The organism is Noviherbaspirillum sp. (assembly GCF_035254685.1).
Lineage (GTDB): Bacteria > Pseudomonadota > Gammaproteobacteria > Burkholderiales > Burkholderiaceae_D > Noviherbaspirillum.
The window spans coordinates 1-14,943 of the sequence record NZ_DATFAI010000005.1; the positions used below are offsets into that span (position 1 = coordinate 1).

A 14,943-nucleotide genomic window follows, 5' to 3' on the forward strand; every position below is an offset into this window, starting at 1 on the left:
CTCAATTTCGCCCATGCCAGCTTCTACATGATCGGCGCCTATTTCGCCTATGCCGTCAGCAGCCAGATCGGCTTCTGGCCGGCGCTGGTGATCGCGCCCCTGCTGGTGGGCGCCATCGGCGCCGTGGTCGAGCGCTACGGCCTGCGCTCGGTGCACAAGTACGGCCACATCCCCGAGCTGCTGTTCACCTTCGGCCTGTCCTACGTCATGGTCGAACTGGTGCAGCTGGTGTGGGGCCGGGCCGCCGTGCCTTATCCCATCCCGCCCGAGCTCGACGGCCCGCTCTTCACCCTGTTCACCACCACCTTCCCGACCTACCGCGGCTTCATGATGCTCATCGCCATCCTGATGCTGGTGTCGATCTACCTGGTGCTCACCCGCACCCGCATCGGCCTGGTGATCCAGGCCGCGCTGACCCATCCGGACATGGTCGAGGCGCTCGGGCACAACGTGCCGCGCGTGTTCATGCTGGTGTTCGGCGGCGGCTGCGCGCTGGCCGGTCTGGCCGGCGTGATCGGCGGCAATGCCTTCGTCACCGAGCCCGGCATGGCCGCCACCGTGGGCAGCATCATCTTCGTGGTGGTCGTGGTCGGCGGCATGGGCTCGCTGGTAGGCGCCTTGCTCGCCTCGCTGCTGATCGGCATCCTGCAGACCTTCGCCGTGGCGCTCGACTATTCCTTCGCCACGCTGTTCGCCAGCTTCGGCACCACCGTCACGCCGGACACCTTCGGCTACCCGGTACTGAAACTGACCATTTCCCAGGTGGCGCCGATCATGCCCTACCTGCTGCTGGTCCTGATCCTGATCTTCAGGCCGCGCGGCCTGATGGGCACACGCGAGGGCTGAACCGATGAACACCATGACCATGACAAACACCCTCACTTACAAGCCTGCCAATGTCGGCCGCTGGCTGGTCTGGGGCGCCTTCGCGGTGATCCTGATCGTCGCGCCGCTGATCTTCAACAAGGGCGCCTCGCTGTCGATCCTGTCGCAGATCGGCACCGTGATGATCTTCAGCCTGTCGTACAACATGCTGCTCGGGCAGGGCGGCATGCTGTCCTTCGGACACGCCGTCTACTCCGGCCTGGGCGCCTTCTTCGCCATCCACGCGATGAACCTCGCCACGGCCGGCACGATCTGGATGCCGGTCACCCTCATCCCGCTGGTGGGCGGGCTGGCCGGCATGTTCTTCGGCATCCTGTTCGGCTACGTGACGACCAAGAAATCCGGCACCACCTTCGCCATGATCACGCTGGGCATCGTCGAGCTGGTGTTCGCCTGCTCGCTGATGTTCCCCGAATTCTTCGGCGGCGAGGGCGGCATCTCCACCAACCGCGTGTACGGCGAGAAATTCCTCGGCATCACCTATGGCCCGCAGATCCAGGTGTACTACCTGATCGCCTTCTGGCTGTTCATCAGCACCATCGGCATGTACGCCTTCACGCAGACGCCGCTGGGGCGCATCATCAACGCCGTGCGCGACAACCCGGAACGGGTCGAGTTCATCGGTTACGACACGCAGTGGGCGCGCTACCTGACGCTGATCCTGTCGGGCTTCTTCGCCGGCATCTCCGGCGGCCTGTCGGCCATCAACTTCGAGATCGTCAGCGCCGAGAACGTCAGCGCGCTGCGCTCGGGCGGCGTGCTGCTGTTCACCTTCATCGGCGGCATCGGCTTCTTCTTCGGCCCCATGATCGGCGCCATCATCGGCGTGTTTCTGACGGTCATGCTGTCGGAATACACCACCGCCTGGCAGCTCTACCTCGGCGTGTTCTTCATCCTGATCGTGATGTACGCCCCGGGCGGCATCGCCAGCATCCTCATGATGAACCTGCGCGTGGCCAAGTACGGCAAGTTCCGGCGCATCTGGCCGCACCTGTGGGCCTCGTGCGCCATGGCCGGCGTGGCGCTCTTTGGCATCGTGATGATGATCGAGATGCTGTACCACCTGACGCTGGATGCGGCCAACGGTACCGAAATGAAACTGTTCGGCTTCACAGTCGACACCGCTGCGCCGTCGGGCTGGTTTGCCGCGGCCGTGCTGCTGGCCGTGGGCGGGTTCGGCTTCTGGCATGCCAGGAAATCCTTTCAACAAGCGTGGGGCGACGTGAATAGCGAAATCGAAGAACTGATCAGGAGGGAGCAGGCATGAGCGTGCTGGCCCTCGAACTGAAAGACGTGCGCAAGAGTTTCGGCAAGTCCGAGATCATCCGCGGCGCCAACCTGAAGGTGCCGCAAGGCGAGCGCTTCGCCATCATCGGCCCCAACGGCGCCGGCAAGTCCACGCTGTTCAACCTGATCTCGGGGCGCTTTCCGCTGAGCGCCGGCGACGTGCTGCTCAACGGCGAAAGCATCATTGGCCTGCGCCCGTTCGAGATCAACCGGCGCGGCCTGTCGCGCAGCTTCCAGATCACCAACATCTTCCACCGCCTGTCGGTGTACGAGAACCTGCGCTGCGCGGTGCTGTGGTCGCTCGGCTACAAGTATTCCTTCTGGCATCGTTTGAACGGCCTGAAGGATGCGCAGGAGCGTGCCGAGCAGGTGCTCGAGCAGATTGGCCTCAAGCGCCGGCGCGACACGCTGGCCGGATTGTTGACCTATGCCGAGCAGCGCGCGCTGGAAATCGGCATCACGATTGCCGGCGGGGCGCAAGTGATCCTGCTGGACGAGCCGACGGCGGGCATGAGCCGCTCGGAGTCGGACGCGGCGGTGGAACTGATCCGCAAGGTCACGGTGGGCAAGACGCTGCTGATGGTCGAGCATGACATGAGCGTGGTGTTCGGGCTGGCCGACAAGATCGCGGTGGTGGTGTACGGCGAAGTGATTGCGTGCGACACGCCGTCGAACATCCGTGCCAACCAGAAGGTGCAGGAAGCGTATTTGGGCGGCCATGCGCCGGCGGAGGCAGCATAAATGGGATTGCTCGAGATCAAGGACCTGCATGCGTTTTACGGCAAGAGCCACGTGCTGCACGGGGTGGACATGCAGGTGGGGGAAGGGGAAATCGTCAGCCTGCTGGGGCGCAACGGCGTGGGGCGTTCGACCACGGTCAAGGCGGCCATGGGGCAGGTGGACGTGACCGGCTCGATCCGCTTCAAGGGCGAGGAGATCACCGGGCTGAAGGCGTTCGAGGTGGCGCACAAGGGGCTGGGCTACGTGCCGGAGAACCGCGACATCTTCCCGACGCTGACGGTGGAGCAGAACCTCATCCTGGGCGAGAAGAAGGGCAGGAAGTCACGCTGGAAGCTCGACGACATGTACCGCATGTTCCCGCGGCTGAAGGAGCGCCAGCATACGGCAGCCGGGGTGCTGTCGGGTGGCGAGCAGCAGATGCTGACCCTGTGCCGCACGCTCATGGGCGACCCGGACCTGATCATGATCGACGAGCCGACGGAGGGGCTGGCGCCGAAGATCGTGGACCTGGTGGGGGAATACCTCAAGGAGCTCAAGAACCGGGGCATCTCGGTGCTGCTGGTGGAGCAGAAGCTGGCGATCGCGCTGGAGATTTCGCAGCGCGTGTACGTGATGGGGCACGGCTCGATCGTGTTCGAGGGCACGCCGGACGACCTGCGCGGCAATGCCAGCGTGCGCAAGGAGTGGCTGGAAGTCTGAACACTCACACGGCTTTCGTTGTCCTGCGCAACATAGCGCGACGCACTGCAACGCACCGCACTGCAATCCGGACGACGAAGCCATCATTCAACATCAATCGATAAAACTGAACTACATGTCGCCATATCCGATGAGCCCGGTCACGGGCCAAATGATGAGCCAGCCTTTGCTCACTTCCAGTGTCATCCAGCACGCCGACCGATACCATGGACATCAGGTGATCGTCTCGCGCCGGATGGAAGGCGATATCCATCGATACACCTACAGGGAATGCCACAGGCGATCGCGCCAGATGGCGAATGCGCTTTCCGGCCTCGGCGTGGAGATGGGCGCCCGGGTCGCAACCCTGGCCTGGAACGGCTATCGCCACATGGAGCTGTACTACGCGATCTCGGGATCCGGTGCGGTGATGCACACCATCAATCCGCGCCTGCATCCGGAGCAGATCGCCTACATCGTCAACCATGCCGAAGACCAGTACTTGTTCTTTGACCTGAATCTGCTGCCGCTGGTGGAGTCCTTTCACGCGCAATGCAAGACGGTCCGGGGCTATGTGATGATGTGCGGTCTCGACAGCATGCCGGAGAAGACGAGCATTCCAAATCTGATGTGCTACGAGGCGCTGATTGACGCCAGTTCCGACCAGTACGCGTGGCCACAGTTCGACGAGAATTCCGCCTCCAGCCTGTGCTATACCTCGGGCACCACCGGCAATCCGAAGGGCGTCCTGTATTCCCATCGTTCCACCGTGCTGCATTCCTATGCGTCGGCGATGCCCGATGCACTGAACATATCCGCGCGCGATACCGTGCTGCCGGTGGTGCCGATGTTCCATGTGAACGCCTGGGGCCTGCCCTACACCGTGCCCATGGTTGGAGCCAAGCTGGTGCTTCCGGGTTCTTCACTTGACGGAAGATCCTTGTACGAACTGTTCGAACAGGAGAAGGTGACTGTGTCCGGCGGCGTGCCCACCGTCTGGCTCGGCCTGCTGAATCATGTCGGCCAAAACAAGCTGAAATTCTCCACGTTCAGGCGCATGGTGACCGGTGGCTCGGCCTGTCCGCCGGCGATGATGAAAACCTTCCGCAACGATTACGGCGTCGACGTGCTCCATACCTGGGGCATGACGGAAATGTCGCCGCTCGGTACGGCCTGCACCTTGCAGAGCCACCACATGGACCTGTCCGAGGAGCAGAAGCAGGCAGTCCTGCAAAAACAGGGTCATCCGGTCTTTGGTGTCGACATGAAGATCGTTGATGATGCCGGTAAGGAACTGCCCTGGGATGGCCAGGCCTACGGCAACTTGCTGGTCAAGGGGCCGTGGGTCATCAGCAGCTATTTCAAGGGCGAGGGCGATGATGTGCTGCAGGACGGCTGGTTCCCGACCGGCGACGTTGCCACCATCAGCCCGGACGGCTACATGCAGATCACTGACCGCAGCAAGGACGTCATCAAGTCCGGCGGCGAGTGGATCGGTTCGATCGATCTGGAAAACATCGCGATGGCGCACCCTGCCGTGCATCAGGCTGCCTGCATCGGCGTATTCCATCCGAAGTGGGACGAGCGTCCGCTGCTGGTGGTGGTGAAAAAGCCCGGCGCCGAGATCAGCAAGGAAGAACTGATCCGGTTCTACGACGGCAAGATCGCGAAGTGGTGGACGCCGGACGATGTCACCTTTGTGGATGCGCTGCCGATCGGTGCCACCGGCAAGGTGCTGAAAAACCGGGTTCGTGAGCAGTTCAAGGAGTACAAGCTTCCTGCCTGAAGCTGTCTTCCGTCCTGGATTGGCCGGATGCTGAAAACAGGAAAGCCTGTCGTGTGAAATGCCAGGCTTTGGTAATGCTCGGCAGGATGAGGGGAGAAGCGCACTGCCGCTTGCTCCCCTTTAGATTATTTCCATTGCCTGCAATCAGGGTGCGTTGCGGCCACATCTTTTTCGCACTTTATATGTGTGCTCCACACATTGAATGCCAAAAACGCATCGCCAAGAATTGAATGGCTTTATCGCGTAGTTCGTTCAGAGAAGCTGGACATGCGGCGAAAAAGGCACGTTCAGCCGGACCACAATCATATTTCAGGAGACAGCATGAATCACCGGAGAGTTACCTATCCGATTGCGTGCACCGCCTTCGCGGCGGCAGCGCTTACGGCATGCGGCGGGAGCCAGTCCACCACAGCAGCCGCGTCGGTCACCGCACCATTGACCTGCGCGCAATTGCCCGGCACCGTCATTCCCGCTTCGGCGATCGGGCTGCCCACATCGGGCGGCGTCGTCGATACAGCCACGGTGGTTCAAGCGAGCGGCACCGGCGCCAGTGCGATCCCCGAGCATTGCCTGGTCACGGCAAGCATTTCGCCGGTCGACAAGGATGCGCAGAAAATTCAATTCAAGGTGGCGTTGCCGACAGCATGGAACACTAAGGTTCTCATGTTCGGTGGCGGCGGATTCGACGGAAGCATTCCGAACGTGGTCGGCAATGTGCCGAATGGGCCGGTCGATCAGCCCACACCGCTCGGCCGTGGATATGCGACATTCGCCAGTGACTCGGGCCACAAGGCCAATGCGTACGGCTCGCAGGACGGTTCATTCGCGCTCAATGAGGAATCCGCCCGGAATTTTGGTGGAGATGCCATCAAGAAAACGCGAGACGCCGCCGTTTTCCTGGTCAAGGCCCGCTATGCGGCCGACAAGGTCCAGAAGGCATATTTCGCCGGCGGTTCCACCGGAGGGCGCGAAGCCTTGGCGGCCATCACCCGCTGGCCGGCGGACTGGGATGGGGCCATTTCCTGGTATCCCGCATGGAACGATGCGGTTGCGCTGCTCGCCGGCCAGCGCCTAACCCGCGCGCTGGCGCAACCGGGCGCCTATCCGAATCAAGCCAAGCGCAAGGTCTTGTACGATGCCGCAATGGCGGCGTGCGACGGGCTGGATGGTGCGATGGATGGTTTGATCAGCAACCAGCAGCGCTGTAATGCCATCTTCGATCCGTCGACTGCACAGCTGAATGGAAATCCGCTGCGTTGCGCGGGTGGTGCGGATACCGGGGATACCTGTCTGTCGGATGCGCAGATCGCGGCGCTCAAGACGCTCAACACGGACACCCGCCTCAATTTCACTCTCGCCAGCGGAGAAAATCATTATCCGGGGTCCAACGTATGGGGTGCGGATCTCGGCATGATCAATGCATCGCCGCTGCAGCCGACGGTCACCTACCTCGCCTTCGGCACCTCGCAACCCGCAACGCCGATGCCAAGGACGAGCCCGTATGTCAGCTTCCTGGTGGATCAGTGGATCAAGTATTCGGTGACGCGCAATCCTGACTTTGATTCGCTCTCCCTTGATCCTGAGAATCCAGGGCCCTGGGCAGGCAGGATCAGTGAATTGAGCACGCTGCTGGATACGCAGGTGAATCTGGATGCATTTGCCGCCAAGGGAGGCAAGCTGCTGCTGGCGCATGGACTGGCCGACATATTGGTGAGCACGCGTGCTACGGAAGAGTACTACCAGCGCCTGCAGAGCCGGATGGGCCCATCGGAAGTCGATAAGTTTGCACGCTACTACGAAGTGGCGGGCCTCGGCCATGCGGTCAGCTCGGCCTTCAATGCGACATGGGACTCATTGACCGCACTGGAAAACTGGGTTGAAAAAGGTGCGAGCCCCGCAAATCAGATCGTGACGGATACCGCCGGGGTTCCGGGCCGCACACGACCGCTCTGCGATTATCCAAAATGGCCGAAGTACAACGGGACGGGCGACATGAAGCTCGCTTCCTCGTTTACCTGTTCAAGCTGATCTCGCAGGCAATGAAGGACATTGAAGTGGCGCAGCCATCCTTGATGTCCTTCTGGCGGGCACGCGCTACTGCCGCTACTGTCGTTCCGGCAGGCGCGTCGCCCACCATGACATGAGCGATCCCGCTGCCACCATCGCAACGCCAATCCAGAACGCCATGGGCGGCGCGACGCCAAGCCAGGCGCTCGCCAGCCAGCTCGACAGGATCGGGGTGAAGTAGGACAGAATCGCCAGCAGCCCGATGCTTCCCTTTTGGATACCGAAATTCCAGGCACTGTAGGAGGCCGCGGTGAAGGTCCCCAGTACAAGTACCTCGGCTACCGAGTGCACGTTGACTTGCATCGCTGGCTGGTCGCTCAGAAGATAGTAAATCCACAGGACAGCGGCGGTCGCCAGGAGATAAAGGCCGACTGCGCCCTTTCCATTGCCATACTTGCGCGCCAGCACGGAGTACGCCGGCCAGAGGAGAGCGGCCAGAAAAGCAAGGGCATAGGCTGGCGGATTGTCGGCAAGATTTGCTGCCAGACGTGCCGCGGAGATGGCGTCATTGCCCTTCATGACCCATACGATGCCCAGGAAAGCCAGCGTGATGCCAGGTGCCAGCACCATGATCGAGGCGGATTGCTGGCGCAGCAGCACTGCAAACAACATGGTCAGACTGGGCCAGAGGTAATTGATCATGCCGAGCTCCATCGCCTGGCCGCGACCATGCGCATAGCCGAGGCAAAGCGCGAGGCTGATTTCGTAGCCAACGAAGATCAGGCCACTCAGCAGCAAATATTTTCGGTCCATGCCGCGGATCGCAGGAATGCCGGTGAACAGGACGGCCAGCAATCCGCTGACCGTAAAGATCATTGCAGATCCGCCAACAGGACCGAGAGCTTCGCTGATACTTCTGATGAGGCCGACGGTAGAGCTCCAGAGAAGGATCGCAAGCATGCCGGCGGCATTTCCGGCGCGCGCCGGGGAACGTGAAATGAGGGAGGTGAGCACGAGAGCGTGGCGCCGCCAGGAATGTTGACTGACAGCAGGGAAAAGACGGAAATGATACGCCGAGTGTCGCTTTTGGACAAACCAGGCTTTGGGAGTAGTGAGTAGTAGTGCCGAGCGCTCAACGGCGATTTGCATCGGATTCTTGGTTGTTCGATTGATATGCGCACAAAGGAAAATTTTTCCTTAGCCTAACTTGCACCTTTAACGCGGTGATTCCAAGAGCCCGTTGAGGGATCCGCAAGTGGGAAAGCGGGAATGCTTGCGAATCAGGCGAAAAAAAACCCGCTGGCCTTGCGGCAGCGGGTAAATCCAATTCAAGGAGAGTTGGAGGAGACAGAGAGAATAATACTCATATGTAAGTAAAAAATCCGCTTTAGTTAACGAATAACAGACATTCCCGTTGTGAATGACAAGCGAGGGCAGGACAAGAGTCCGCGGCGGCTGTACTTCACTGGCCATGGGTAGATGCGCTGTCCAGGCGAAGCGCGACGTCGATAATTGCTGCTTGCATGCAGCGGCGAACTTGCCTGAGCATGGAATTTTTTAGTCTGATGGGCGGTAGCACGTTAAACAGTGTGCTTGCAGCTTTGGCGCCAAAATGCGCATCTGGCCGCCACCCTTTGCCTGCATCCGCTGGATTTTCCATTCGCGCGAAATTCAACTTCACACTTGCCGCGGAAGTCGGCAAATGCCACAGCAAGAACCGGAATTTTTTTGCGCGAGGCAGGGTCGAATCGGAAAGCTTGAAACCAGGCATTCGTGAATTCTTCCCATAAAGCAGACCTGACCAGTCGTTTGTCGCGGGCCACGCGCTCCGTATCGCAATGGCCAGTGCGGACCTACCTGATATTGCTTGTACTTGCCTGCCTGATGCCGGGAATCTTCGGTGCAACCGGCCTCTTCATCTACCAATACCGGCAAGGTCGTGCGCAGCAGGAAAAGGATACGATCCAGACCGCGCGTGCCCTGGTGCAAGCAGTGGACAACCAACTGCTCCGGGCACGCGCTGTTGTGCAAACCCTATCCGTGTCCGATGCGCTCGCCCGGCGCGATTTCTCCCACTTTCATCAGCAGGCACGGCAAGCAGTGATACTGTCGGGTTTGGGTACCAACCTTGTCCTTAGAAACGAAGCCGGACGACAGATCCTCAATACCGCGGTGGAGTATGGCAAACCGTTGAATCCGCAACCCGCGCCGGAACAGGTCCGGGAGGTCTTTGCAACCGGAAAGTCGACTATTTCAACTGTCTTTATCGGCCCGGTACTCAAGCGTCCGATCATGAGTGTCGACGTACCGGTGATCATCGACGGCAGGGTGGCCTATGACCTGGGCATCGGTATCTTGCCGGAGCATTTCAACGCGCTTCTCAAAGAGCAGGGCTTGCCATCCGGTTGGATCGCCGCGGTCTTCGACAGGACCGGAACGATTGCCGGACGTACGCACTTGCCCGACAGGTTCGTCGGACGCAAGGCCAATGCAAAATTGCTGGAGTCGATGGCGAAGTCGCGCGAGGGATCGATCGAAACGACGACACTCGATGGGTTTCAGGTTCTGTCATTCTATAGCCGCTCTCCGGTCACCAACTGGCGAGTCGCGATCGGCATCCCGCGCCACGCGGTTGAAAGCACGCTCTTGCACACCCTTTCGCTGCTTGCCCTCGGGGTGGCAGCCGTGTTCGGAGTCAGCCTGGTGCTCGCGCGATTCATGAGCCGGCGCATCGCACACTCGGTCAGTGCGCTCACAGCGCCTGCCGTTGCGCTGGGCAATGGCGATGTCGTGCCAATCCCCGAAGTGCCAATCAAGGAAGCTGCCGAAGTTGCCTCCGCAATTGGACGCGCGGCTGAGTTGCTGCAGGAACGCGCTGTCGAGCTGGCGGAAGCACACCGTCTCGCCAGGTTCGGGAATTGGTATTGGGACCTGGCGAGCGGGGCAGTGCGAACCTCGGAATCCCTGCGTGAAATCCATGGACATGAGATTCCGTCTTTTGCAGGAAGGAACGGCACTGTTTTTCCCATGGAATCGTGGGAGCGGATCAATGCCGCTTCGCAAGAGGTGATCCGGACCGGAAAGGGCTATAACCTCGAAGTCCAGGTCAATCATGGGCGTGGGCATTCCATCTGGGTCAATGCCCGAGGCGAAGCAGTCCGCAATGAAAGAGGCGAGGTGATTGCCCTGCGTGGAATGATTCAGGACATCACCGAGCGTAGGCACGCCGAGACGCTATTGCGTGCATCCGAGGAAAAACTGCGCAACGCAGCCCTGCATGACCCATTGACCGGGTTGCCGAACCGGGCGCTGGTCATGGACTATTGCGAGCGATTGCTGGCGGCGGCACAACGTGGTCACGGGGGAGGCGCGCTGCTGTTTATCGATCTCGACCGCTTCAAGCCGATCAATGATCTTTACGGACACGAGGCAGGGGACCGGGTGCTGCAGGAAGTCGGCAGGCGCCTCGTTGCATGTACGCGCCAGGAAGACATGGTCGGGCGGCTGGGCGGGGACGAGTTCGTTGTCGTGCTCCCGCACGTGGATGGCGTATATCACCGGGCAGCGGCGGTTGCCCGCCATGTCGTGGCCAGCATCAGCGAGCCGATTCAGATCAAAGCGCTAGAGGTCTCCGTATCACCCTCGATCGGCATCAGCTACTTCCCGGACCATGCCGCCAATGTCAACAGCCTGATTCACACCGCCGATCTGGCCATGTATCAGGCCAAGCAAGCGGGGCGGGCAGGCTATCGGTTCTACACTCCGGATCTCGACCGACGGGCTGTAGAGGCGTTTGCGGTAGAAACGCGGCTCAGGGATGCCCTGAAAAATGGCGGGCTGGAACTGCACTACCAGCCGGTCATCGATCTCAAGAAGGGAAAGTTGATCGGTGCCGAGGCACTGGTGCGCCTGGCGGACGACGGAGCGGCCATCGGCCCCGATCGGTTCATACCCATTGCGGAATCCGCGGGCTTGATCGGGCAACTGGGAGAATGGGTAGTGGCTGAAGCCTGTCGCCAACACGTCGCATGGTTGCAGGAGGGAATACGGATCGCCATCGCCGTCAACGTGTCACCGCTGCAATTCAGGCAGCGCGCATTTGCCGAGAAGCTGGGCAGCATCATCACGGAATCGGGAATGGACCCGACATGCCTTGAGATCGAGATCACCGAGAGTGCCGTCATGGAGAACGTCAATGAAGCGGTTGAAATACTGAACAGGATCAAATCACTAGGAGTGCGTGTGGCGCTGGACGATTTCGGGACCGGTTATTCGAGCCTGAGCAGCCTGACCAGCCTGCCGCTGGACAAACTCAAGGTGGACCAGTCGTTCGTCCGGCGGATCGAACGCGATCAGGCGAGCCGCACCGTAGCGCAGGCGATTATCGGCCTGGGACGCAGCCTCCGGCTCAGCGTCCACGGCGAGGGCATCGAATCGGAAGATGCCTTGCTGTTCCTGGAAGCGCATGGTTGCAACCAGGCGCAGGGATACTGGTTCAGCCGCCCACTGCCCTCTGCAGAATTTGCACAATGGTGCCACGAACAGTCGGGACCGAACTCCAATGTCGACGGCTGGGAGCGCGTGAGACGGTCAGCGCCGATCTGAAGGCGTCTGTGCAGCGGAGGGAAAAAGGTCAAGCCGTCTTCAATCCGATGTATTGTGACTGCGTCCTGCGCAACGACCCTGTCACGTGATCATGATCAAATAGTTTGGCATGATAGGCCGTGCGCTTTTTTGCAGAGAGGTCGCATTTCCGTACGTGGCCGATATCTCCGAAACACAATCCTAAACAATGTCCAACTGCCTGGCCCTTACCCCCGGAAATATCCGGTCGAGTTGCGAAGGGTTCAGGGAATACAAGCGCTCGAACAATCCGGCGAGCACTGCGCGGTATTCATTCAGAACCGGATAATCGCGGTTCTGGAACAAGGACGCGGCGTTGACTGCGACCTGCTCGCCAGCGATCCTGCCGCCATTGACCGAGCCGCCCAACACCCAGAACACCGTGCCATGCCCATGATCGGTTCCGCGGTTTCCATTCTCCCTGAACGTGCGGCCAAACTCACTGACGACTACCACGACGGTATCACGCCAATCCGGCCCCATTTCATGCGCCAGCGCAGCCAGTCCGCGGCCGAGTTCATCGAAGCGCCCAGCCAGGTAACCGGTGGCCGCACCTTGTCCCACATGGGTATCCCAGCCGCCGACATCGATGAAGCCGAGGCTGTATTTGTCCCGCATTAGCCGCGCCACTCGGCGCGCTTCAACTTCGAATCCTTTTGAATTGATCGCGTGCCGGTTGGCCGCTTCCATTTCACCCGCCATCTCGCGGGCGACGTCGTTACGCATGGAAAATCCTTCTTCCACCTGGCGGCTGAGCGGACTGTCCTTGTACATCGATGCGATGAGATTGCTTTGCCTTGCGTCCAGGGCTGGCCTGCCAACATTGCGTAACGCCATGTTCGCAACTTGCGCGGGACCTTGGAACACCAGCGGCAACTGATCGGTGAAGGACATCGGCGAAGCATTGGTCAATTCACTGGCGAGGCGGTTCAAGAAACCCGATTGGAAACCGCGATGTCCGCTGCCCTGTCCCAGCTCAATACTGTCCTGCGTTTCGAAATGGCTGCGTGACAGGTTGTCCGTTCCGGCAAACGGGATGAAGGCGACTTGCCGCTGGGTGAACAATGGATAGATGGAGTCGCGCAGGGCCGGATGCAGACCCCAGTCGCCGGATAATGCGATGGCGGAATTGAGGTCGTTCGATGGCCGCGGAATGGCGATTCTGGGACGCGAGTCGTAATAAAAGTCGCTGCCGGTTGGTATGAGGAGGCTGGCTGCATCATAGCCGCCACGCAAAAAAACCAACAACAGCCGGGCCGGGGCACGCGGCACGGCCAGCAGTTGCCCGGACAGCGAAGCAAGCGGCAATGCGGCTAAACGTTTAAGGAGTTCGCGCCGGTGCATGTCTGATCCTTCGTAGTGAGTTAGCGGACCATGAATTCGGGCGACGATAACAGGAAGGCATTCCATTCCTGCGGCGAGGCTGCCTGGTCGAGTGCCTGCCGGGTCGTTGCACCGAGTGTCTTCTGGAGCGATTCGTAAAAGAAGGGATTGGCAAGCTGCGGAAAAGCCGGGCGGTCATGCACCTGCGGCTCGTCCGCCTTGAACAGGCCGGCGCTGCCGGAACCGATCGCCTTGCCGATCTCGAAACGGGTCGTCATCTGGCCCGGGCTGATCCAAGCGGAACTGGCCAACGGAAAGCCGTCCGGTGTCTGTCTCCCGTACAAAGGTTCTCCCATCCGTTGCAGCCATCCAATCATCGGACCGGCGTTCAGGATTGGCTTGCCATCGTAGGCGAGGCGCACCGCCGAAACAACATAGTGCACCGGGTCCTTGAATTCATGGTTCAGCGATTGCTTGAATTCTGGGCTGCTGAACAATTCAGCCAGCGTGGCAGCGATGTCACCGTCCGTATGAAGAAACACATTCGACATTCGCTGAACCAAGGCAGCTGACGGATCGTCGCCAACAAAGAATGCGGCCAGCTTGCGACTGATGAATCGCGCGGTTGCCGGCTGGCGACTGAGCAGGTCGATCGCCTCGTCGATTTCCATCAGACCTCGTCCGCGCACGACTTTACCGAGCAGGACCTTGTCGCCGTAATCATGACGTTGCGGGTTGAATTCGAAGAGGCCGCGACGGACGTACTGGTTCTGCAGCTTCGGCCTGATCCTGGGCGTTTCCGTGCCGAGGTTTACGCCTGCACCGGTCAGGATGCGGGCAAGTTCCTGCACATCTTTCTGCGTGTAGCCACTATCCACCCCCAAGGTGTGCAGCTCCATCAGCTCGCGGGCGTAGTTCTCGTTGATGTGGTTGGCTGCGTTCTGCTCGTTGTCCAGATAGCGCAGCATCGCCGGGTGATGTACGGTGGCTGTCAGCAGGTCGCGAAACTTCCCGAGCGCATGCGGGCGAATCGCATTCTCCTCATAGTCACCGACCATCGCCCGCAAGTTGTGCTTGCCTTGATGGACATTGAAGTGGTTCAGCCAGAACCAGGTCATCTGCTCGCGCAGTTGATTATGCGAATAGGTATCACGCAACAAGGAGCGTGTCGCTGCCTCGCGTGCGAGCCGGTTCAGCTCCTCTTGATAAGCACGCTGCGCTCCCTTTTTTTCGTCATCGTCGGCAATCGTGTTGATCTGCTTGCGTCTTTGCTCCAATGCAATTACCAGCTGGTCAAACGGCCGTTGGGAGATCGTCAGGTTATTGATCTGCGTTTCAATCGACAAGGGCAAGCGGTCGTCACCGGGGTGGAGTTGCTGTGCCAGAAAGTGGTCCGCGCCGATTGCCTTGATTTCATGAAAGGAGGAACTGTTCGCGCCCCACGTGATGCGGTTAAGAAGCGCGTCGGCTTTTACTGCCTGCAGCCCAAATTCCTGTGGTCTGCTCGGGCTCGTGGAGGCGCACCCGGCCAGGATTGTCAGGAAGGAAACCGCCACTGTGAGCGAACGCATCGTGGTCAATGGAATTTTTCTCATTGTGTTTTCTTGGCATCA

General features: G+C 60.1%; 11 protein-coding genes. 7 read left to right on the forward strand and 4 right to left on the reverse strand.

The features are described 5' to 3' along the window. The 6 genes from VJ698_RS01155 to VJ698_RS01180 all read left to right on the forward strand — a co-directional run. Positions 1-846 (forward strand): branched-chain amino acid ABC transporter permease (locus tag VJ698_RS01155; RefSeq protein WP_324100808.1); only part of this gene is annotated, 846 nt, incomplete at its 5' end. 13 nt (positions 847-859) lie between these two features. Next, positions 860-2,152 (forward strand): branched-chain amino acid ABC transporter permease, encoded by a 1,293-nt coding sequence (locus tag VJ698_RS01160; protein ID WP_324100809.1) that lies wholly within the window; start codon positions 860-862, stop codon positions 2,150-2,152. After that, on the forward strand, positions 2,149-2,913 hold the full coding sequence (locus VJ698_RS01165) for an ABC transporter ATP-binding protein (protein WP_324100810.1): 765 nt from the start codon (positions 2,149-2,151) through the stop codon (positions 2,911-2,913). The genes VJ698_RS01160 and VJ698_RS01165 overlap by 4 nt, the downstream gene beginning before the upstream one ends. Beyond that, positions 2,914-3,612, forward strand: coding sequence for an ABC transporter ATP-binding protein (locus VJ698_RS01170; protein WP_324100812.1), 699 nt, complete (start codon positions 2,914-2,916; stop codon positions 3,610-3,612). A 115-nt stretch (positions 3,613-3,727) separates the two neighbouring features. Continuing rightward, positions 3,728-5,377, forward strand: a complete 1,650-nt coding sequence (locus VJ698_RS01175; protein WP_324100814.1) for a 3-(methylthio)propionyl-CoA ligase — start codon at positions 3,728-3,730, stop codon at positions 5,375-5,377. 321 nt (positions 5,378-5,698) lie between these two features. After that, positions 5,699-7,405 carry a tannase/feruloyl esterase family alpha/beta hydrolase gene (locus tag VJ698_RS01180; protein WP_324100815.1) on the forward strand — a complete coding sequence of 569 codons (1,707 nt, stop codon included), beginning with the start codon at positions 5,699-5,701 and terminating at the stop codon, positions 7,403-7,405. Between the two features lie 75 nt (positions 7,406-7,480). On the opposite strand, the gene yddG is transcribed toward VJ698_RS01180, so the two are convergent. Both yddG and VJ698_RS01190 read right to left on the reverse strand, forming a co-directional pair. Continuing rightward, positions 7,481-8,533, reverse strand: coding sequence for an aromatic amino acid DMT transporter YddG (gene yddG, locus VJ698_RS01185; protein WP_324100816.1), 1,053 nt, complete (start codon positions 8,531-8,533; stop codon positions 7,481-7,483). Positions 8,534-8,846: 313 nt separating this feature from the next. Then, positions 8,847-9,155 carry a hypothetical protein gene (locus tag VJ698_RS01190; RefSeq protein WP_324100817.1) on the reverse strand — a complete coding sequence of 103 codons (309 nt, stop codon included), beginning with the start codon at positions 9,153-9,155 and terminating at the stop codon, positions 8,847-8,849. 74 nt (positions 9,156-9,229) lie between these two features. Here VJ698_RS01190 and VJ698_RS01195 point away from each other — a divergent pair, with 74 nt between their 5' ends. Further along, on the forward strand, positions 9,230-11,989 hold the full coding sequence (locus tag VJ698_RS01195) for a bifunctional diguanylate cyclase/phosphodiesterase (RefSeq protein WP_324100818.1): 2,760 nt from the start codon (positions 9,230-9,232) through the stop codon (positions 11,987-11,989). Positions 11,990-12,169: 180 nt separating this feature from the next. On the opposite strand, the gene VJ698_RS01200 is transcribed toward VJ698_RS01195, so the two are convergent. Both VJ698_RS01200 and VJ698_RS01205 read right to left on the reverse strand, forming a co-directional pair. Continuing rightward, positions 12,170-13,351, reverse strand: a complete 1,182-nt coding sequence (locus VJ698_RS01200; protein ID WP_324100819.1) for a DUF1501 domain-containing protein — start codon at positions 13,349-13,351, stop codon at positions 12,170-12,172. Between the two features lie 20 nt (positions 13,352-13,371). Further along, a complete protein-coding gene (locus VJ698_RS01205) occupies positions 13,372-14,925 on the reverse strand; it encodes a DUF1800 domain-containing protein (protein ID WP_324100820.1) in 1,554 nt (517 codons plus the stop codon). Between the last annotated feature and the right edge of the window lie 18 nt (positions 14,926-14,943).